Below are 19,811 nucleotides of genomic sequence, written 5' to 3' on the forward strand. Positions count from 1 at the left end.
CTTATAATCGCCGGTTTGCAAAACTGCCGGCCCCACCAAACGCCGCACACCGGATCCTGTCATGTTACGAATCACCGAACTCAAGCTGCCCATCGACCATCCCGAAGAAGACCTGCGGCCCGCCATCGTGCAGCGCCTGGGCATCGCCAGTGATGACCTGCTCGATTTCACCCTGTTCAAGCGCAGCTACGACGCCCGCAATAAATCGTCGGAGCTGTGCTTCATCTACACCGTCGACCTGAACGTGAAGGGTGAAGCCGCCCTGCTGCTCAAGTTTGCCGACGACCGCAACATCAACCCGGCGCCGGACGTCAGCTACAAGGTGGTGGGCCAGGCGCCCGCGGATCTGGTTGAACGTCCGATCGTCGTCGGTTTTGGCCCGTGCGGGATTTTCGCCGGGCTGCTGCTGGCGCAGATGGGCTTCAAGCCGATCATCCTCGAGCGCGGCAAGGAAGTGCGCCAGCGCACCAAGGACACCTGGGGCCTGTGGCGCAAAAGTGTGCTCAACCCGGAGTCCAACGTGCAGTTCGGTGAGGGCGGCGCCGGGACCTTTTCCGATGGCAAGCTCTACAGCCAGATCAAAGACCCGAAATTCCACGGGCGCAAAGTGCTGCACGAGTTCGTCAAGGCCGGCGCGCCGGAAGAAATCCTCTACGTCAGCAAGCCGCACATCGGTACGTTCCGCCTGACCGGCGTGGTGGAAAACATGCGCGAGCAAATCATCGCCCTGGGCGGTGAAGTGCGCTTCGAGCAACGGGTGACCGACGTATTGATCGAAGACGGTCAACTGAACGGCGTGGTCATCGACGGCGGCGAGCAGATCCTCTCCAAGCACGTGATCCTCGCCCTCGGCCACAGCGCCCGCGACACCTTCCGCATGCTCCACGGCCGTGGCGTGTACATGGAAGCCAAGCCGTTTTCCGTGGGTTTCCGTATCGAACACCCACAGTCGCTGATCGATGCCGCGCGCCTGGGCAAATACGCCGGGCACCCGAAACTCGGCGCGGCCGACTACAAACTGGTACACCACGCCAAGAATGGCCGTTCGGTCTACAGCTTCTGCATGTGCCCCGGCGGCACCGTGGTGGCCGCGACGTCCGAGCCGCATCGCGTGGTGACCAACGGCATGAGCCAGTACTCGCGCAACGAGCGCAACGCCAACTCCGGCATCGTCGTCGGCATCACGCCTGAGGTCGATTACCCGGGCGGTCCGCTGGCCGGCATCGAGCTGCAGGAGCGCCTGGAATCCCACGCCTACATCCTCGGCGGCAGCAATTACGAAGCCCCGGCGCAACTGGTCGGTGATTTCATCGCCGGCAAGCCGTCCACGGCCATCGGCAGCGTGGAACCGTCCTACAAACCTGGGGTATCCATGGGCGATCTGGCCCTGGCACTGCCGGACTTCGCCATCGAAGCGATCCGTGAAGCCTTGCCGGCGTTCGAGAAGCAGATCAAGGGCTACTCGTTGCACGATGCCGTCTTGACCGGGATCGAGACACGCACCTCCTCGCCGTTGCGGATTACCCGTAACGAATCGATGCAGAGCCTGAACGTCAAAGGCCTGTTCCCGGCCGGCGAAGGCGCGGGTTATGCCGGTGGGATTCTGTCGGCGGGCGTCGACGGCATTCGGATTGCCGAGGCGTTGGCGCGGGATATGTTAGGTATCGAGGCCTGAAAACAGCGCCGTCCAAAGGTGGGAGCGCGGCCGCTCCCACATTGGTTTTTGTGGCGTGTCAGATATTCGCGCGCAAGATGTCATCGGGCAGTGGCTCACCGCGCTCGACGCTGGCCGCCACCGCGGCTATCAAGCCCTGCAGTTCATACCCCTGCCCCGCCAGCCACGCCTGATCGTAATAGGTGGTGGCATATCGCTCGCCCCCGTCACACAAGATCGCCACGATCGACCCCGACTCCCCCGCCGCTGTCATCTGCTGCGCCGCCATCAGGGCACCGATCAGGTTGGTCCCGCTGGAGCCGCCGACCCGCCGACCCAACCGCTCGGCCAGGTAATGCATGGCCGCCAGCGACAGCGCGTCCGGCACCTTGACCATCGCATCGATGACCTTGGGCAAAAACGACGCTTCGACCCGCGGTCGGCCAATGCCTTCAATCCGCGAGCCGCACTCCAGGCGCAAGCCGGCATCGCCGCTCAGGTAGTAGTCAAAGAACACCGAGCGCTCGGCATCGGCACATAACACGCGGGTGCAATGCTGGCGATAACGCACATAGCGTCCCAGGGTCGCGGTGGTGCCGCCCGTGCCCGGGCTGGAAATCAGCCAGCTCGGCTCCGGATAACGCTCGAAGCGCATCTGCTGGAAGATCGACTCGGCGATATTGTTGTTCGCCCGCCAGTCGGTGGCGCGTTCGGCGTAGGTGAACTGGTCCATGAAGTGACCACCGCTTTCCTGCGCCAGGCGTTCGGATTCGGCGTAGATCTGCGTCGGATCTTGTACCAGATGGCTCTTACCGCCATAGAAGCCGATCTGGGCGATCTTTTCCTGGGAGGTGGTGGCCGGCATCACGGCGATAAACGGCAGGCCGAGCAAGCGCGCGAAGTAGGCTTCGGAGATCGCCGTCGAACCGCTGGAGGCTTCGATCACCGGCGCTCCCGGCTTCAGCCAGCCATTGCACAGCGCGTACAGGAACAGCGAGCGCGCCAGCCGGTGTTTGAGGCTGCCGGTGGGGTGACTGGACTCATCCTTGAAGTACAACTCGATACCCGGCAAGCCGGGCAGCGCCAAAGGGATCAGGTGGGTGTCGGCGCTGCGCTGGAAGTCGGCTTCAATGATACGAATGGCTTCGCGGGCCCAGGGACGGTGGTCGCTCATGAGAGGATCTCTAAGGATTTCAGCCTCAATCTTAGGATGTTTCCTACGCCACACACAGATACAGTAACGACTCAATCGGACACACAATTGCTAGGCTCCGCCCCAACTCCGACCGCGCTCCTTTCTTATAACAAATAAGAATATAACTTTTGTTTTAACAACTAACGGTACGGGTTAGGGTACGCATCTATTGAATCTGGATTGGAGAGCACCCCTTGGCTCTGCGTAGCACGTTCACCCGTTTCTTCCAGTTGGAAGCCGCCAGCGGTCTATTGTTGATCGCCGCAGCCGCGTTGGCGCTGATCGTCAACAACTCACCGTTGTCGCACCTCTACAGCGCGTTCCTCGACGTGCCCGTGGTGGCGCAGATTGGCGCGCTGAAGATCGCCAAGCCCGCGTTGCTGTGGATCAACGACGGCCTGATGGCCCTGTTCTTCCTGCTGATCGGCCTGGAGGTCAAGCGCGAGCTGCTCGACGGCCACCTGTCCAAGCCTTCGCAAGTCGTCCTGCCAGGCGCCGCGGCGATCGGCGGCATGGTCGTGCCGGCATTGATCTACTGGGCAATCAACAAGGATTACCCGGCGGCGCTTTCCGGCTGGGCGATCCCCATGGCCACCGATATCGCCTTCGCATTGGGCGTCCTGGCGCTGCTCGGCAAGCGCGTGCCGGTGTCGCTGAAACTGTTCCTGATGACCCTGGCCATCATCGATGACCTGGGCGCGATCATCGTGATCGCCGTGTTCTATTCCAGCGACCTGTCCGGCGCCGCCCTGGCGGGCGCGGGCGCCTGCTTGATCGCCTTGATTGCCATGAACCGCCTGGGCGTGATCAAGCTCGGGCCGTACCTGATCATCGGCCTGATCCTGTGGGTCTGCGTACTGAAAAGCGGCGTGCATGCCACCTTGGCCGGCGTAACGCTGGCGTTCTGCATCCCGATGCGTACCAAAAACGCCGAAACCTCGCCGCTGTTGACGCTCGAACATGCCCTGCATCCATGGGTGGCCTATGGCATCCTGCCGCTGTTCGCGTTCGCCAACGCCGGTGTGTCCCTGAGCGGGGTCAGCCTCGAGAGCTTCACCCACCACGTACCGCTGGGCATCGCCCTCGGCCTGCTGATCGGCAAGACCATCGGCGTGTTCGGCCTGACCTGGCTCGCCATCAAGACCGGCCTCGCCGCGCTGCCCAGCGGCGCCAGCTGGGGCCAGGTGTTCGGCGTGGCGATCCTGTGCGGGATCGGCTTCACCATGAGTCTGTTTGTCGGCTCCCTGGCGTTCGTGCCGGGCGCCAGCGAATTTGCCGGGGAAGATCGAATGGGGATTCTGACCGGGTCGATACTCGCGGCGTGTATCGGTTATGCGGTGACGGCGATGGCGAGTCGCAAGAAAGCCTGACTCGCACAAAACACCGCGCACAAAAAACCCCAGCCGGTCACCCGGCTGGGGTTTTTCTTTGCTCGCGGCTTAACGCTTAGCGAGTCACGCGGCTGGTACCATCAACGGTCATGATGCGAACGCGATCACCGATGCGGAAGATTTCATTTTCCTGCACGGCCTGCACGTAGGCGCGCATGCTGCCGTCGTCTTCGCGAACGGTGATTTCCACGCCCTGGGTGCGGGTCAGGCCTTCTTCGGTGGCCGAACCCAACAGGCCGCCGGCGACGGCGCCGATCACGGCGGTCACGATACTGCCACGGCCGCCACCGATGGCGCTGCCGCCCACGCCGCCAATGACGGCACCGGCCGCACCGCCGATTGGGGTCTTGGTGCCTTCGATTTTCACCGGACGCAGGGATTCAATGGTCCCCATGCGAACGGTCTGCACGCGACGCGCTTCGTCACGGGAGTATGAGTCGCCGGTCAGACTCGAGGCGCAGCCACCCAACAACAACGACAGGGTAGTAAAGCAGGCAACTAGTAAAACGGACTTACGCATAGCATCAACTCCAAAGGACAGGTGTTCATTAGACGCGGCCGCTTGACGCCTGTCACGGCAAGCTCCGCAGAAAATTGCTTTCATTCAGCCCTAGTACAGAGTGCCAGCACCAAAACAGACGACAAACGGTAGCTCTCATCTCGTAAACAGGACGCTCATGGATTATTTCATCATTATAGTCACGACCGTAGCCGGCTTGTATTTCCATGGCTGGTTATACCTGCGCATCCGCCGCTGGATCGATCGCGACCTGGCGCTCTCCCTGGCGGGCAACGACCTGCACAAGCGGGCCTTCATGCTGCAACAGCTGGAAAAAGCCCGTGCCCTGAAGATCAACCGCCGCGAGCTGCCGGACTGGTTGAAAAATGCGGCGCAGCAGTACACGCCCGAGGCCTCTTGAACAGAGGCTTCGGGGTGACGAGCAACAGTCAGAAAGGGTGACGCAAGACGACGATCAGGGCGCCAGGCGCTCACGGGTCCAGTCGGCCCCGTGCAAGCGGTAGTTCAGGCGGTCATGCAGGCGGCTGGCGCGGCCTTGCCAGAACTCGATGCGCTCGGGTAACAAGCGATAGCCGCCCCAGTGTTCAGGGCAGTGCGGCTGAGTGTCGCTGAACCGCTGTTCGGTGACCTTGAGCAAGTCGTGCAATTCTTCGCGGTCACGGATCACCTTGCTCTGCGGGGAAGCCCAGGCGCCCAGGCGGCTGCCCAAGGGGCGCACCTGGAAATAGGCATCCGACTCTTCCGGCGTGACCTTGACCACCCGGCCCTCGATGCGTACCTGACGCTCCAGGGTCGGCCAGAAAAAGGTCATGGCCGCGAAGGGCCGCGCCGCAAGCTGATCGCCCTTGGCGCTCTCATAGTTGGTGAAGAAGGTAAAGCCCTGCGCATCCAGGCCCTTGAGCAACAGGATGCGACAGTGCGGGCGACCGTCCTCGTCGACCGTGGCCAGGGTCATGGCATTGGCCTCCACCGGCGGCTGCTCGGTTTTCACCGCATCGCCGAACCACTGGTGGAACAAGGCAAACGGCTCGCTCGGGGCCTGGGCCTCGCTCAAACCATCCCGTGTGTAGTCACGGCGCATATCAGCCAACACCTGGGTCATGCGACTTTATCCTTCTGGTTCAGCGGATCAGTTTTTGGCCTGGTCGTTCGCAGCCGGTGCAGCAGCCTTGGCCTTGGCTTTGGCCGCTGCGGGTTTCTTGGCGGCTGCCTTGGCCGGAGCCTTTTTCGCGGCTGGCTTGGCAGCGGATTTTTTCGCGACCGTCTTTTTCGCCGAGGCTTTTGCGACCGGCGCAGGCGCGGGAACGTCCTGCACGGCAACCATTTCAGCCACAGGCGGGGTCTTGCCCGAGTTGTACTTGCTCAGCAAGGCCAACATAGTTGTACGCTGAGTAAACATAATTTCCATGCGACGGTTCAGCGCACGGCCTTGGGTGCTGTCGTTGGCGGCACGCGGCATCATGTCGCCCATGCCACGCAGCATCAGACGGTCTTGCTTGAGGCCGCTGAGGCTGAAAATCGATGCGATGGATTGCGCGCGTTCTTTGGTCAGCGCCTGGCTCGCCGGGGCCGCGCCGGTGGCATCAACGTGACCGAGGACCAGTACGGCGGTCTTCGGGTCGGCTTCAACAGCCTTGGCGACGCGAGTGAACGGGCCCAGGGTGACCGGCAGCAACATCGCCGGGCGTTTCGGGTTGTAGGAACCGTCTACCGGGGCAATCACCACCAGTACGTTGTCGCGACGTTCCAGTTGCAGGTTGCTGTCCTTGATCGCGGCGCGCAGGCGCGGCTCATAGTCGTCCAGCCAGGCCTGGGTGATTTTCGGGTCGGGCATTGGCACGTTGGTCACGTCGACCTTGGCCAATGGCTTAGGCTTGGACGTGCTTTCGAACGGCCACCACCAGTGAGTCTCGGAGTCGGTCTTGGCCACGGCGGGGGCGGCAGGAGCAGCGGCTGGCGCCGGGGTGGCGGCCTTGAGGTCGGCCTTCAGGTCAGCCTTGGCATCGGCGGCCTTTTCGTCGGCACTCTTGGAGGAGAACGGCCACCAGCTGGAGCCGGTATCCGCTTTGGCCACCGGGGCTGGCGCAGGAGCGGCGGCTACCGGTGCGGCAGGCTTGGCGTCCGGTTTGGCGTCGGTTTGGCTCACTGCGTCCTTGGTAGCAGCCTTGTCAGATCCAAATGACCACCAATGCCCGCCTTCGGCATCATTTTGTGGTGTTTGTGCGCAGCCAGTAATAGATAGGCACAGCGCCAGTGCCAAGGACTTGTTCGATAACATGAGATATCCACAAAATGAGAAAAAACCGAGGGCCTGAATGACCCGTTAAACAGACGCTTCCAGAACATTAAAGTTACAATATTTTGCTCAGCGTCTTCTTATACTTGCATTTGTAACAAAAAAACGTGAAACAGCAAGGGGTTTACAGACAACCGGCCAATATTCTGACCAACTTCTGCGCACGTGGGTCCATAAGTACGTAGGGCCCCAGCGTATTAGTCACAAAACCGAACGCTACATCATGTTCGGGGTCGGCAAACCCCAGCGAACCGCCCGCACCAGGATGTCCAAATGCACGCGGGCCAAGGCCGAAGGTCGCATTCGGCAATTGCGGTTGATCCAACATGCAGCCCAGGCCGAAACGGGTTTGGGTCAATAAGGTTTTATCGGGCCCGATACTGTGTTCACGGGTCAATTGTTCGAGCATGTCGCTTTCCAGCAAACTACCGTCCAATAAACCACTATAAAAACCCGCCAGGCTACGCGCATTACCGTGACCGTTTGCCGCTGGCTGCTGCATACGCCGCCATTCGGGTTTATTAGTGCTGGTCAGAATAGACGGCGGATTGGCAAATGCCCGCGTCGTCATGGCCGTGGGTTCACGCATCATTACTTGCAGTAAACGTTGCGCGGCGTCATCGCCCATGTTGCCTTTGCCGCGCGCTACATGGGCCACGCGATAAAATTCTTCGTCCGCCAGGCCCACATGAAAATCCAGCCCCAACGGGCGTGCAACCCGCGCCACGATAGACTCGCCCGGCCCACGCCCGTCGGCACGGCGCAGCAATTCCCCGACCAGCCAGCCATAGGTGATCGCCTCGTAGCCGTGGCCTTGGCCCGGCGTCCACCACGGCGCTTCGGCGGCCAAGGTGTCGACCATCAACGACCAGTCGTACAGCGCTTCGGTGGGCAGCATCTCGCGGATCGCCGGCAACCCGGCCTGGTGGCAGAGCAACTGGCGCAAGGTGATCGCTTCTTTACCGGCCGCGGCAAATGCCGGCCAATAGTTGGCCACTGGCGCATCCAGTTGCAGCTTGCCTTCGGCCACCAATTGCAGGGCCGCAACGGCGGTGAAGGTCTTGGTGCAGGAGAACAGGTTGACGATGGTGTCGCTGTGCCAAGCCTGTGCCCCATCCTTGTCGGCGGTGCCGGCCCACAGGTCGACCACGGTTTCCCCGCCGATCTGGATGCACAGCGCCGCACCACGTTCCTGCGGGTCATCGAACAACTTGGCGAACGCTTCACGTACCGCTTCGAACTGGAGTTCGTAATGCCCCTGAACCTGCACCTAAGCCCCCTCGGAAAACGCTGTAAAAAGTGGCCGACATTGTTCCAGCCCTTGTAGGATTTGTGAACCCGTCAACACTGAATCAATGACCATTTCCGGCATGCCCACCGGAGTGTCCGACGCCCTGCCCCGCACCTTTACCGTCATGCCCGGGCTTGCTGCCTTCATGCTCGCGAACCGCGCGGGCCGCCTTGGCCTTTTCGGCTTCCTTGCCCAGTTGGTCGACCGCCGCCAGGTTGCTTCGACGCACGCTGTCGACAAAGCCCTGGAACGGCACATCGGTAATGCCGACCAGACCGAAGTGGCCGTTTTCGCCGTCCAGCAGACGCCCGGTCACGGGCTGGTCCAGGTACTGGAACCAGTGAACGCCGACAATCGACGGCTCGGCCATGGCCTGCTTGAGGAAGTTGGCATACGCGGCGCCGCGATCTTCTTCCTTGGCCAACTGGGTCACACCGCCCCAGAACGGGCCGCGGTCCGCCGAGCCGAAGTTGAATTCGGTGATCAACACCGGCTTGTCCAACGCGCGCAACGCGGCGAAGTCATAGCCGTCCTGGGGTTTGAGCGTGTACAGGTTGAAGCTCAACACGTCGCAATACTGCGCACAAGACGCCACCGCCTCCGGCGTACTCACCGCGTAACGCCCGCCCAGCAGCAACTGGTTGGGCGCGTGCCATTTGAGTGCATCGGAGATGGTCTTGAAGTACGTATCGGCGAAGGTCTTCTGGAAGTGTTTGAAGTCGGCTTCGATTTCCGGGTGCTCAGGATTGGGCATCGGCGGTTCGAAGCCCGGGTCTTCCATCAGTTCCCAGCCCGCCAGGTGGATGCCCCAGGCTTTCGACAGGCCTTCTTCGTTACGGTATTTGTCGCGCAGTTGCTTGAGGAATGCACGCTTGGCCGGTACATCGGTGGTCATGCGCAGGGTGCCGTAGGCCAGGGCGTAACGGGATTTTGCATCGTCACCGGGACCGGCCCAGGCCAGTTCGTTATCGGCAAAAAAACCGATCAGCCAAGGATCGTCGCGATGATCGCGGGCGGCGATGGCCACGGCGCGCTCGGTGGCCATGGCGAAACGCGGGTCGAACGGGTCGGGCATGCCGCCCCACCAGTCGGTACCGGTGCTGATGCTGGCGTAATCGCCGACGATCGACAGCGGCAAGGTGTACGGCACGCGGTCCGCGCTGGCCAGTTGCGCAGCGCTCCAGTTGCCGACGGTGTTGAAACCCCAGGCCTGCAGGCGGTCGAGGGTGTGGCTGACCCAGCGCTTCTGGTCGAAACCGTCAGTGTCATACGTGCGCTGCAGGTTGGCGCGGTAGAAATCGTACCAACGCCCGGCGCCAAAGCTACGCCCTTCGCCGGCGCCGTTACCGGTGCGGTTGTCGCCGCTGCCGTAGTACTTGTCAAAGGGTTCCCCGGCCTTGGGCAGCGCCGCGAACATCCATTCACGGCCCGCCACGTAGGTCTGGTTGTTATCCGAAGCCACGGTGTTGACGCCCAGGGAATAGAACGGATGCCCCTCCGGCGTCACCAGATACCAACGACCATCGCGCTTCTCGGTGCGGAAAAAGCCGCTGGCGTCGAACGCCGGGCCTTTGTTCCAACCGCCGTACTGGTCCAGGGAGGATTTATCCCGCTCGGCCAGCCAAGCCTTGAGCTGTTGCTGCTCCTTGGTGGCGGCAGCCTTGAGTTGCTCGTCGCTGCTGACCTTTTCCGGCCAGCGCGCACGGGTGGACTGGCCATAGGCATCCACCAGTTCGCTGTAGGCCGCCTTCAGCACCGGCTCGCTGTCCTGCACGCCAAAGCGTTCCAGCAGAATACTTTGGGCGACATTCGGCTTGATCATCGACAGGGTCACCGACACCACCTGGCTGCGGTCGATTTCCCCGGCGCTGCTGGCCAGCAACACGCGCTGGCCATCGACGCTGATCGGCATCGGCGGGCCGGCTTTCATGCCCTGGCTCAACGGCGAGTTGGCTTGCAGCGGGATCAGCAGGGTCTGGGCCGGACCGGCCGGCAGGTCGATGCGGCTGACCAGGGTCTTGCCGTCGTTGCTCTGCACCTTGACGTACAGGGTCAGCGCCCAGTCCATGGCGCTCTGGATACGCAGGCTCATGGCACCGGATTGCGACCAGTCCCAGGCGCCAGTCTGCGGGCTGAGCACCAGGCTCGGTTCGGCGGCCGGGTTGAAGGTGATGCGGCGCAGCACCTCGCCTTCAGGGGTTTGTTCGGCGTTGTATTGCGGCAGGCTGGCGTCCTGGGTCGCCACTTTGACCACATCGGCAGGTCGGACGAAGTTGAACAACGTTTGTTGCCCGGCGGGCGCGGCCAGCAGCGGCGCAGCGAACAGCAGGGCAAAAAGGGCGGGCAGCGTGCGAATCATACGAGCAAGGTTCTCCCAAACGGCCGATAAATGGCCTGATGACATAATGCGATGGCAGTGAGATAGACCACGAAGTGGGCGATTTTGCCCACTGTGGCTTAAGAAATTTCGCGCCGGAACGGCGGCAAGGCATTCAGGATGGCCTTGCCATAGCGCTGCGTGACCAGACGGCGGTCCAGCAAGGTGATGGTGCCCCGGTCTTCTTCGGTCCGCAGCAAGCGTCCGCAGGCCTGTACCAGCTTCAGGGACGCATCCGGCACCGAGATTTCCATGAACGGGTTGCCGCCACGGGCCTCGATCCACTCGGCCAACGCGGCCTCGACCGGGTCATCCGGCACCGAGAACGGGATCTTGGCGATCACCACGTGTTCGCAGTAGGCACCGGGCAAGTCCACGCCTTCGGCAAAGCTCGCCAGGCCGAACAGCACACTGGAATCGCCGCCATCGACCCGCGCCTTGTGCTTGTTCAGGGTTTCCTGCTTGGACAGGTTGCCCTGGATAAACACCTGCTTGCGCCAGTCGCGGTCGAGGCCGTCGAACACGTCCTGCATCTGTTTGCGCGACGAGAACAGCACCAGGGTGCCGCGTGAACCTTCGACCAGCTCCGGCAAGTCACGGATGATCGCGGCGGTGTGGGCCGGCGCATCCCGAGGGTCGGCCTTGAGGTCAGGCACGCGCAGCACACCGGCGTTAGCGTGATGGAACGGGCTCGGCACCACGGCGGTGACGGCTTTTTTCGGCAGGCCGGCGCGCATGCGGAAGCGGTCGAAGGTGCCCAGGGCGGTCAGCGTGGCCGAGGTGACCAGGCAGCCATACGCCACGTTCCACAGGTTGCGCCGCAGCATTTCCGCCGCAAGGATCGGGCTGGCGTTGACCTCGATATCGAACAGCGCACCGCTTTCCGACAGGGTCAGCCAACGGGCCATGGGCGGGTTGTCTTCCGGGTCTTCGACGGTGAAGGCCGTCCACAACTCCCAGTTGCCCTGGGCGCGGGACAACAGGCTGCCGAACAGTGGGTACCATTCCTCGGCCTGGTTGCTGGCGATGCCGATGTTGACCTCGCCGTCCATGCCTTCCTTGAGCAGGTCGGTCAGGCGGGTGAACAGGTCGGTCAGGCGCGAAAAACCCTTCTTCAGTTCGACGCCCATTTCACGCATGTGCTCGGGGATCAGCCCGCCGACAAAGCGATGGCGCGGGCGCTCGCGGCCTTCGACGTCTTCGCCGGGCTTGAAGTCGGCAACCTGCTCGCAGGCGCTGAACATGAACTGCTGCTGGGTCTTGATCTCCCGCGCCAGTTCCGGCACCTGTTCGATCAGCTTGCCCAGGTCGCCGGGCAGCGGGTGCTGGGCCAGCAGTTTGGTGAGGTTCTTGGCGGTGGCCTCCAGCCAGTCGGCGGTGGAGCGCAGGCGCGTGTAATGGGCGAAGTGGCCGATGGCCTTGTCGGGCAGGTGGTGGCCTTCGTCGAATACGTAGAGCGTGTCGCGCGGGTCCGGCAGCACGGCGCCGCCGCCCAGGGCCAGGTCGGCGAGGACCATGTCGTGGTTGGTGACGATCACGTCGACCTTGCCCATGCCTTCGCGCGCTTTATAGAAGGCGCACTGGCCGAAGTTGGGGCAATGACGGTTGGTGCATTGGCTGTGGTCGGTGGTCAGGCGCGCCCAATCGGCGTCTTCCAGGGCGGTGGGCCAGCTGTCGCGGTCGCCGTCCCATTTATTCCCGGCCAGTTTTTCGATCATGCTGGTAAACAGCTTCTGGCTGACTTCATCGACTTCGATCTTGAAGCCTTCTTCTTCGAACAAGGAGGCCGTGGCGGTTTGCGCGTGGCCTTCCTGCAGCAGCACGTCGAGCTTGGACAGGCACATATAGCGGCCACGGCCCTTGGCCAGGGCGAAGGTGAAGTTCAGGCCGCTGTTGCGCATCAGGTCGGGCAGGTCTTTGTAGACGATCTGCTCCTGCAGGGCGACGGTGGCGGTGGCGATCACCAGGCGCTTGCCGGCGGCCTTGGCGGTGGGAATCGCCGCCAGGCTGTAGGCCACGGTCTTGCCGGTACCGGTGCCGGCCTCGACGGCCACGACCGCGGGGTCACCGCTGCGCCGGCCTTCGTCGTCGGTGTCGATATCCCCGAGGACCTTGGCCACTTCGGCGATCATCAGGCGTTGGCCGTAGCGCGGTTTCAAGCTCTTGGCTTCGAGAAAACGCGAATAGGCGCCCTGGATCGTGGTTTTGAGTTCAGTGCTGATCATGGATAGTCGGGCGCAAAAAACGCTGGATAAATTTTCAGTGGTTCGGATCGACCGCTATCATACCCCGCTAATTAATCCCGCGCAGAACGGAGTACCGCAATGACCGTGTTCAGCCTCGTTTACACCCTGCATGTATTGGCCGCCCTGATCTGGGTCGGCGGCATGTTTTTCGCCTGGATGATCCTGCGCCCGGCCGCTGTGGCGGCCCTCGAGGGCCCTGCCCGGCTCAAGCTGTGGGCGAATGTGTTTCAACGTTTTTTCGTGTGGGTTTGGGTGGCGGTGCTGGTTTTGCCGATCAGCGGTGTCGGCCTGTTGCAACTGCGCTTCAGCGGGTTTGAAACCGCACCGCGTTACGTGCAGGTGATGATGGGCTTGTATGTGGTGATGACGGCGCTGTTCATCCGCATCCAGGCGTTGAAGTTCCCCGAATTGCGCACAGCGGTGGCGGCTGAGGATTGGCCGGCGGGTGCGGCTGCACTGGGGCAGATCCGCAAGTTGGTGGGCATTAACCTGATCGTTGGGTTGCTGCTGGTCGCGATTGCGTCGGCGCGGCCGATGTTCTGAGACGGGCCTTAAACGGCCATCGGGAGCACACCCCCTCCCACATTTGAAATGCATTCCAAATGTGGGAGGGGGCTTGCTCCCGATGACGTCAGATCGAACGACTCAAAGTCGCTGAATGGTCACAGTTCCCGCAGGCCCGGCCGGTCCCGGCTGCCCTTCCACCCCTGGCCGGCCTTTCTCGCCACCATCGGCGCGGTACACCAGGCAACCCTTGGATTGCCCACCACGCCCAGGCTTGCCCGCCGTCCCCGCCAAACCGCCCGCGCCGCCATCGACCCAGACCTTGATCTTGTCGCTTGGGAAGTCCTGCGGCAGTTCGACCCGCACCTGCGCACCCGCCGCGCCAGGCAACCCGTCGCCACCGTTATCACCGTTGGCGCCGCGCCCAGCGGAGCCCCAAGTGCAACCAGGGTCTTCGCCGTTGGCGCCGTCCAGCCCGGCATAACCTTGGGCGCCAGCGCCACCACGGGCATCCACCGACAGTTCCTGCGCCGTCAGGGCATTGATGCGCAAGGTCAGGTCACGTCCGGCCCTGGCTGGTTTTTCGTGGGTACCGGGAGCGCCACGCGAGGTGATCTGGCTGCCATGTTCCAGTTGCGCATGCCGCGCCTGCAATTGCAGCCCGGTGCTCCCCGGAGCGATGGCGATGCGTGCTTCGCGGCCCAGGTGCAACTCATCCACCGAGATCTGGCTGATCGTGGCCGGGATGAGCAACGTGCCGTAGTCCGCGACGTCCAGGCGTTCCAGCTGCAATACGCCGGTACTGCTGGGCAAGCGCATCAACGAGTTGGTTTCAACACTCACGCTCTGGGCCAGGGCAACGGGGCTGACCAACAGGGCCAACAGAAAAACCTTACGCATCATGGGGCTCCTGAGTGATGGGGAATTTGTTATTTCAAATTTTTCTTTGGGCGCACAGTAACGACTTCTACAGGCGATTTGCCAGTGAAGGATCAAAAAACTTGAGAAGGCGGCAGTTTCAGCGAGGATCGCCAACGATGCCCCTGTGGAATCCCACAGGGGCAAGGCCTGTCAGCGGTTGATCTGGATTTCTACGCGGCGGTTCAGGGCACGGCCTTCAGCGGTTTTGTTGTCAGCCACCGGATGACTTTCGCCCGCACCGGTCACCGACACGAAGTTACTGCGAGGCACACCGGCGCCGATCAGGTAGTCCGTCACCGAATGTGCGCGTTTTTCCGAGAGTGTCTGGTTGTAGGCGTCCTTGCCGACGCTGTCGGTATGCCCGCTGACCCGCAACTGGGCGCTCGGGGCTTCGCGTTTCAGGCGGGTGGCGATGGTGTCGAGCGCGGTTTTATCCGCCGCCGTCAGCTTCGCCGAGTCGAACTGGAAGTGGACATCGCGAATCACGATGGTTTCTTCCTTGACCACAACCACCTCTTCAACCACCGCCGCGGGTGGCGCAGGAGGGCAACCATTGGCATCGACCTGTACGCCTTTCGGCGTGCCGGGGCACTTGTCGCGGCTGTCCGGCACGCCGTCGCCGTCTTCGTCACCATCGCCGTGTACCCAGCAATAGGCGCCGGCCATGCCGCCGATCAACAACGCGCCGTAGCCGGCATAGGCTGAGCTTTCCGTCGCACCGATCGCCGCACCGGTCACGCCGCCCACGGCGGCGCAGGTGGGCCAATCGGTTTTTTGCAAACCTGCACAACCTGTCAATACTCCGGTGAGCAGAACCAAGGGTAGAGCTGTCCGCATGATGCTCATTTGATTTCTCCTGAGGGGATCGGCAGGGGCCGATGGGTGGAGTAAAGACCGCTCCTTTCAACTGCGCCAGTACGTCACACCCCCGGATTCATTGAGGATGGGCGTACTTGAAGGACTTTTCGCAACCACCCGCTCTAGGCCCGCACGCTCAGCCGCGCTAGTCTCTAGGGTCCTGATGTGAGGATCTCTGATGACCGCTGGTATTTCTTCCCGTACACCCCAGCAAGCCCTGGCTGCCTTGCTCGATTTGCACCAGCCCAAACGCCTGTTGCTGTTGGGTGCCAGCCAGTTCCCGGCGCTGGAGGCCTTTCAAAAGGCGCACCCTGAGACTCAGGTGTCCGTCGCGACGCCTGGCGCGCTGCCGGCGGACCTCGCGGCGCAGCGTTTTGACCTGGCGCTGGTGGTCGATTGCCTGGAGCACCTGTCAAAACCACAAGGCCTGACCCTGCTGGGCGGCATCCGCAACCTCAATGCCAGCCGCATTGCGGTGCTGGTCGACCTGGGTGCCTGCGACTGGAAAGACACTGACTTCTTCTCCCTGGCCCTGCAGGCCGGCGAGCGCTTCCAGCGCGATGAGCAGGTACTGACGCTGTTTACCTATGATCTGCTTGACTATAAACAGGTGCCGGACTGGCTCAACGCCCGCTTCTGGGCCAACCCGGAAAACTTCGGAAAGTATTGGTGGTAACCCGATGAGTACATCCATTTGCCCCTGTGGCAGCGGCAACCTGCTGGACGCGTGCTGCGGCCATTATCACGCCGGCCACCCGGCGCCGTGCGCCACCGCGCTGATGCGCTCGCGCTACAGCGCCTACGTACTGGGCCTGGTGGACTACCTGGTGGCTACCACGTTGCCTGCGCAGCAGGCCGGCCTGGACCGTGATGCCATCGCCACCTGGAGCGCCCAGAGCACCTGGCTCGGCCTGGAAGTGGAAAGCTCCGAGGTGTTCGGCGGCCAGCCGGAACATGCGTTCGTGACGTTTACCGCGCGCTGGCATGACAGCACCGGCGAACACAGCCACCGCGAACAGTCCTCTTTCGTACAGAATGAGGGACACTGGTACTTCATCGACCCCACCGTGGAAGTGAAGGCCGGACGCAATGATGCATGCGTCTGCGGGAGTGGGCAGAAGTTCAAGAAGTGTTGCTCCAGCTACCTCTAACCACCTCACAGGGATCGCGCCATGCTCCGCACTTACAGCTTGTTGCTGGCGTTGACCCTTGGCTTGAGCGGCTGCGCCTCATGGTTCGAGGACGACGCCCCACCGCCCCACGTCGCCCTGGTGAAGGTCGAAGTGGTGCGGGCCAAGTTGCTCGAACAGAAGTTCAAGCTGTATTTCCGCGTGGATAACCGCGACGACGCCGACCTCACGGTGCGCGGCCTGATCTACAAGGTCACCCTGGGTCGCTTGCTGCTGACCGAAGGCGAATCCAACGAATGGCTCACCGTGCCGCCGCGTGGCCACGCCTTTTTCAAGATCTCGGTACGCACCAACCTCTGGCCGCAGATCCGTGACGTCGTGCAGATGCTGAAAAACCCCGACCGGCCCGTGCCTTATCGGCTGGAAGGCGAGCTGAAAACCGGATTATTCATCGGTAATGACGTGCGCGTGGACCACAATGGCGAGATAATCCCCGGCGATTTTATTCCGGAGCGACATCGATGACTCAGCAACCCCATGTCCATGGTCCTGACTGCAACCACGATCACGATCACCATGATCACGACCACGGCCATGTCCACGGCCCGAACTGCGGCCACGCTCACCAGGAGCCGGTGCGCAACGCCCTGAAAGACGTTGGCCGCAACGATCCATGCCCGTGCGGCAGCGAGAAGAAATTCAAGAAGTGCCACGGCGCTTGAAACCTGGCTACTGAAAATAAGCTTTAGCTCCTGCTTGCGTCGTTTCACCGCGCTCACTAACGTAGCGCCTTTACTGACGCTACCCCCCGCAGGAGCTTTGCCATGGCCTCGCCAGCCCTTTCACATTTTCTTCCCCGGTTCGGCGTTGCCGCGGCAGTGGCCAGTGCATTAAGCCTGGCCGGTTGCCAGCTCCAGAACACCCAGGACACCCTGCCCCCCGTTACCGGCGTCCAGCCGATCAAGGGCCTCGCGCAGAATGTTTCGATACGCCGCAATGCCCAGGGCATACCGCTGATTGAAAGCAATACCTTCCACGACGCGCTGTTCAGCCTCGGCTATGTGCATGCCAGCGACCGCATCACGCAGATGGTCACGTTGCGCCTGCTGGCCCAGGGCCGTCTGGCGGAAATGTCCGGCCCCGAGGTGCTGGATGTCGACCGTTTCATGCGCGCGGTCAACCTGAAAAAAAGCGCCGGCGAGCTCTACAACGCCTCGTCGCCGCGCCTCAAGCGCTTCTTTGAAGTGTATGCCCGTGGCGTCAACGCCTACCTGTTCCGCTACCGCGACAAGCTGCCGCCGGACCTGGCCCAGACCGGTTACAAACCCGAGTACTGGAAGCCGGAAGATTCGGCGCTGTTGTTCTGCCTGCTGAATTTCAGCGAGTCGGCCAACCTGCAGGAAGAATTGTCATCGCTGGTGCTCGCGCAAAAGGTCGGTGTCGACAAACTCGCCTGGCTCACCCCAAGCGCGCCGGACGAGCCGATCCCCCTGGCCGAAGCCGACAAGCTCAAGGGCGTGAACCTGAGCCAGATCACCGGCCTGGCCGGGCTGGACACGGTCAGCCAGCAACTGAGCAGCCTCAACTCACTGGCGGTGACCACTTCGAGCAACTGGGCCATCGGCCCGCAACGCAGCCGCAGCGGCAAGAGCCTGCTGGCCAACGACCTCGCCGCCCAGCCGCAAGCCCCGTCGCCATGGAACTACGTGCAGATCCGCGCACCGAAATACCAGGCCGTCGGCGCCTCGATCGCCGGCCTGCCGACCTTGTTGTCCGGCTTCAACGGCAAAGTGGCGTGGAGCATGAGCACGGTCAAGGGCGACACCCAGGACCTGTTCCTGGAAAAGGTCAAACGCCAGGGCAGCGCGCTGTACTACGAGAACAACGGTAAATGGCTACCGGCCGCTGTGCGCAACGAGACCTTTTTCATCAAAGGCCAACGCTCGATTCGTGAGGTGGTGTACGAAACCCGCCACGGCGCCCTGCTCAACAGCAGCCAGGCGCTGACCAGCGGGCTGGGCCTGGCCCTGCAAACGGCGAACTTCAAGGACGACAAGAGCCTTGATGCGTTCTTCGACCTGTCCCGCGCGCAAAACGCCGCCAAGGCCTCGGATGCGACCCGGGAAATCCGCGCCATCGCCTTGAACATGGTGTTCGCCGACGCCAGCAACATCGGCTGGCAGGTTACCGGGCGCTTCCCCAACCGCCGCGAAGGCGAAGGCCTGCTGCCCTCGCCGGGCTGGGATGCGCGCTTCGACTGGGACGGTTACGCCGACGCGATGCTGCACCCTTATGACCAGGACCCGGCCCAAGGCTGGATCGGCACCGCCAACCAGCGTACCGCGCCGCGCGGTTATGGCATGCAACTGTCCAACTCCTGGGACGCTCCGGAGCGCAGCGAGCGCCTGGCGCAATTGGCCAATGCCGGCAAGCATGACAGCCGCAGCATGATCGCCATGCAATACGACCAGACCACCACGTTCGCCGCCAAGCTCAAGAACATGTTCCAGGCGCCAGGCATGGCACAGCCGCTGAAACAGGCGATCGCTGCGCTCCCCGCGGCCGAACAGGCCAAGGCCCGTGAAGCGCTGAATCGTCTGATGGCGTTTGACGGTCGCCTGGCGCCAACGTCCGCCGACGCAGCGATGTATGAGCTGTTCCTGCAGGAAAGCAGCAAACAGATCTTCCTCGACGAACTCGGCCCGCAAAACAGCGCCAGCTGGAAAGCCTTTGTCAGCAACGCGAGCCTGTCCTACGCCGCCCAGGCCGACCACCTGCTGGGCCGTGAAGACAGCCCGTTCTGGGACGATGTCCGCACTGCGCAGAAAGAAGACAAGCCGACGATCCTCGCCCGCAGCCTGGCCGCCGCGATCACTGTCGGCGACAGCCAACTGGGTACCGATCACAAGGCCTGGCAGTGGGGCAAACTGCACAGCACCACCTGGAAGAACCGCAATGGCCAGGTGATCCGCGGCCCGCTGGCCAGCGGCGGCGACCACAACACCCTGAACCCGGCGCCGTACAACTGGGGGGAGAGTTTCGACACCACCCAAGTGCCGGCACTGCGCATGATTGTCGACTTCGGCCAGGCAGAACCGATGACGGGCCAGGGCGGTATCGGCCAGTCCGGCAACCCGGTCAGCCCGAACTATGCCAATGGCATCGATCCGTCGCTCAAGGCGCAATACCTGAGCTTCCCAATGCAGCCGCAGAACTTTGACAAGGTGTATGGGAAAGCCAGGCTGACCCTCACGCCCGGCAAATAACCGTACCAACAGGTGGGAGCAGGCTTGCCTGCTCCCACATTTTTTAATCTGCGCTCGATCCAAAATAGTGCAGCCTATTTTTCATGCCCATTTTCGGGCACCTCCTATACTCATAGCTCCCTCTTCCCACCTTTTAAAACGATCATTCGGAGCTGCATTCGG

18 protein-coding genes are annotated in these 19,811 nt (G+C 62.4%); 9 read left to right on the plus strand and 9 right to left on the minus strand.

The window, feature by feature from the left end:
• Window positions 1-61 precede the first annotated feature (61 nt).
• Window positions 62-1,675, plus strand: a complete 1,614-nt coding sequence (locus AC07W0_RS10945) for an NAD(P)/FAD-dependent oxidoreductase (RefSeq protein ID WP_102617385.1) — start codon at window positions 62-64, stop codon at window positions 1,673-1,675.
• A gap of 58 nt (window positions 1,676-1,733) precedes the next feature.
• Here the strand turns inward: AC07W0_RS10945 and AC07W0_RS10950 are convergent, their stop codons facing one another.
• Window positions 1,734-2,828, minus strand: a complete 1,095-nt coding sequence (locus AC07W0_RS10950) for a PLP-dependent cysteine synthase family protein (RefSeq protein WP_046490240.1) — start codon at window positions 2,826-2,828, stop codon at window positions 1,734-1,736.
• A 215-nt stretch (window positions 2,829-3,043) separates the two neighbouring features.
• Here AC07W0_RS10950 and nhaA point away from each other — a divergent pair, with 215 nt between their 5' ends.
• A complete protein-coding gene (gene nhaA, locus AC07W0_RS10955) occupies window positions 3,044-4,219 on the plus strand; it encodes a Na+/H+ antiporter NhaA (protein WP_017844788.1) in 1,176 nt (391 codons plus the stop codon).
• Between the two features lie 76 nt (window positions 4,220-4,295).
• Here the strand turns inward: nhaA and AC07W0_RS10960 are convergent, their stop codons facing one another.
• On the minus strand, window positions 4,296-4,760 hold the full coding sequence (locus tag AC07W0_RS10960; protein WP_003189251.1) for an outer membrane lipoprotein: 465 nt from the start codon (window positions 4,758-4,760) through the stop codon (window positions 4,296-4,298).
• Between the two features lie 157 nt (window positions 4,761-4,917).
• Between AC07W0_RS10960 and AC07W0_RS10965 the strand changes: the two genes are divergently transcribed.
• Entirely contained in the window at window positions 4,918-5,160 is a 243-nt protein-coding gene (locus AC07W0_RS10965; RefSeq protein ID WP_102617384.1) for a hypothetical protein, read from the plus strand.
• Between the two features lie 54 nt (window positions 5,161-5,214).
• Here AC07W0_RS10965 and pdxH read toward each other — a convergent pair whose 3' ends face one another.
• From pdxH to dinG, 5 genes are all read right to left on the minus strand, one after another.
• Entirely contained in the window at window positions 5,215-5,862 is a 648-nt protein-coding gene (pdxH, locus tag AC07W0_RS10970; RefSeq protein ID WP_017844786.1) for a pyridoxamine 5'-phosphate oxidase, read from the minus strand.
• Between the two features lie 27 nt (window positions 5,863-5,889).
• On the minus strand, window positions 5,890-7,038 hold the full coding sequence (locus AC07W0_RS10975; RefSeq protein WP_102617383.1) for an OmpA family protein: 1,149 nt from the start codon (window positions 7,036-7,038) through the stop codon (window positions 5,890-5,892).
• 142 nt (window positions 7,039-7,180) lie between these two features.
• Window positions 7,181-8,326, minus strand: coding sequence for a serine hydrolase domain-containing protein (locus AC07W0_RS10980; RefSeq protein WP_102617382.1), 1,146 nt, complete (start codon window positions 8,324-8,326; stop codon window positions 7,181-7,183).
• An 82-nt stretch (window positions 8,327-8,408) separates the two neighbouring features.
• Window positions 8,409-10,706, minus strand: a complete 2,298-nt coding sequence (locus tag AC07W0_RS10985) for a beta-galactosidase (protein ID WP_102617381.1) — start codon at window positions 10,704-10,706, stop codon at window positions 8,409-8,411.
• A 98-nt stretch (window positions 10,707-10,804) separates the two neighbouring features.
• Window positions 10,805-12,949 carry an ATP-dependent DNA helicase DinG gene (dinG, locus tag AC07W0_RS10990; RefSeq protein ID WP_017844782.1) on the minus strand — a complete coding sequence of 715 codons (2,145 nt, stop codon included), beginning with the start codon at window positions 12,947-12,949 and terminating at the stop codon, window positions 10,805-10,807.
• 99 nt (window positions 12,950-13,048) lie between these two features.
• On the opposite strand from dinG, the gene AC07W0_RS10995 reads away from it, so the two are divergent.
• The gene (locus AC07W0_RS10995) at window positions 13,049-13,513 is read left to right on the plus strand and encodes a CopD family protein (RefSeq protein ID WP_102617380.1); all 465 of its coding nucleotides are present in this window, start codon (window positions 13,049-13,051) and stop codon (window positions 13,511-13,513) included.
• A gap of 102 nt (window positions 13,514-13,615) precedes the next feature.
• Here AC07W0_RS10995 and AC07W0_RS11000 read toward each other — a convergent pair whose 3' ends face one another.
• A complete protein-coding gene (locus tag AC07W0_RS11000) occupies window positions 13,616-14,374 on the minus strand; it encodes a hypothetical protein (protein WP_017844780.1) in 759 nt (252 codons plus the stop codon).
• 171 nt (window positions 14,375-14,545) lie between these two features.
• Window positions 14,546-15,241 (minus strand): PA1041 family peptidoglycan-binding anchor lipoprotein, encoded by a 696-nt coding sequence (locus AC07W0_RS11005; protein ID WP_026139770.1) that lies wholly within the window; start codon window positions 15,239-15,241, stop codon window positions 14,546-14,548.
• Window positions 15,242-15,431: 190 nt separating this feature from the next.
• Between AC07W0_RS11005 and AC07W0_RS11010 the strand changes: the two genes are divergently transcribed.
• From AC07W0_RS11010 to AC07W0_RS11030, 5 genes are all read left to right on the plus strand, one after another.
• On the plus strand, window positions 15,432-15,929 hold the full coding sequence (locus AC07W0_RS11010) for a DUF6231 family protein (RefSeq protein WP_017844778.1): 498 nt from the start codon (window positions 15,432-15,434) through the stop codon (window positions 15,927-15,929).
• Window positions 15,930-15,933: 4 nt separating this feature from the next.
• The gene (locus AC07W0_RS11015) at window positions 15,934-16,404 is read left to right on the plus strand and encodes a YchJ family protein (protein ID WP_017844777.1); all 471 of its coding nucleotides are present in this window, start codon (window positions 15,934-15,936) and stop codon (window positions 16,402-16,404) included.
• A 21-nt stretch (window positions 16,405-16,425) separates the two neighbouring features.
• Window positions 16,426-16,908 carry an LEA/WHy family protein gene (locus tag AC07W0_RS11020; RefSeq protein ID WP_046384449.1) on the plus strand — a complete coding sequence of 161 codons (483 nt, stop codon included), beginning with the start codon at window positions 16,426-16,428 and terminating at the stop codon, window positions 16,906-16,908.
• Window positions 16,905-17,105, plus strand: a complete 201-nt coding sequence (locus tag AC07W0_RS11025) for an SEC-C metal-binding domain-containing protein (RefSeq protein WP_003189235.1) — start codon at window positions 16,905-16,907, stop codon at window positions 17,103-17,105. The genes AC07W0_RS11020 and AC07W0_RS11025 overlap by 4 nt, the downstream gene beginning before the upstream one ends.
• 102 nt (window positions 17,106-17,207) lie before the next feature.
• Window positions 17,208-19,649, plus strand: coding sequence for a penicillin acylase family protein (locus AC07W0_RS11030; protein ID WP_102617379.1), 2,442 nt, complete (start codon window positions 17,208-17,210; stop codon window positions 19,647-19,649).
• Window positions 19,650-19,811: the final 162 nt, after the last annotated feature.

It is taken from the genome of Pseudomonas sp. GW704-F2, assembly GCF_059423025.1.

Coding starts and splice junctions, on each gene's coding strand:
- AC07W0_RS10945 (WP_102617385.1), top strand. CDS start 62: ATGTTACGAATCACCGAACTCAAGCTGCCCATCGACCATCCCGAAGAA.
- AC07W0_RS10950 (WP_046490240.1), bottom strand. CDS start 2,828: ATGAGCGACCACCGTCCCTGGGCCCGCGAAGCCATTCGTATCATTGAA.
- AC07W0_RS10960 (WP_003189251.1), bottom strand. CDS start 4,760: ATGCGTAAGTCCGTTTTACTAGTTGCCTGCTTTACTACCCTGTCGTTG.
- AC07W0_RS10965 (WP_102617384.1), top strand. CDS start 4,918: ATGGATTATTTCATCATTATAGTCACGACCGTAGCCGGCTTGTATTTC.
- pdxH (WP_017844786.1), bottom strand. CDS start 5,862: ATGACCCAGGTGTTGGCTGATATGCGCCGTGACTACACACGGGATGGT.
- AC07W0_RS10975 (WP_102617383.1), bottom strand. CDS start 7,038: ATGTTATCGAACAAGTCCTTGGCACTGGCGCTGTGCCTATCTATTACT.
- AC07W0_RS10985 (WP_102617381.1), bottom strand. CDS start 10,706: ATGATTCGCACGCTGCCCGCCCTTTTTGCCCTGCTGTTCGCTGCGCCG.
- dinG (WP_017844782.1), bottom strand. CDS start 12,949: ATGATCAGCACTGAACTCAAAACCACGATCCAGGGCGCCTATTCGCGT.
- AC07W0_RS10995 (WP_102617380.1), top strand. CDS start 13,049: ATGACCGTGTTCAGCCTCGTTTACACCCTGCATGTATTGGCCGCCCTG.
- AC07W0_RS11000 (WP_017844780.1), bottom strand. CDS start 14,374: ATGCGTAAGGTTTTTCTGTTGGCCCTGTTGGTCAGCCCCGTTGCCCTG.
- AC07W0_RS11005 (WP_026139770.1), bottom strand. CDS start 15,241: ATGAGCATCATGCGGACAGCTCTACCCTTGGTTCTGCTCACCGGAGTA.
- AC07W0_RS11010 (WP_017844778.1), top strand. CDS start 15,432: ATGACCGCTGGTATTTCTTCCCGTACACCCCAGCAAGCCCTGGCTGCC.
- AC07W0_RS11015 (WP_017844777.1), top strand. CDS start 15,934: ATGAGTACATCCATTTGCCCCTGTGGCAGCGGCAACCTGCTGGACGCG.
- AC07W0_RS11020 (WP_046384449.1), top strand. CDS start 16,426: ATGCTCCGCACTTACAGCTTGTTGCTGGCGTTGACCCTTGGCTTGAGC.
- AC07W0_RS11025 (WP_003189235.1), top strand. CDS start 16,905: ATGACTCAGCAACCCCATGTCCATGGTCCTGACTGCAACCACGATCAC.
- AC07W0_RS11030 (WP_102617379.1), top strand. CDS start 17,208: ATGGCCTCGCCAGCCCTTTCACATTTTCTTCCCCGGTTCGGCGTTGCC.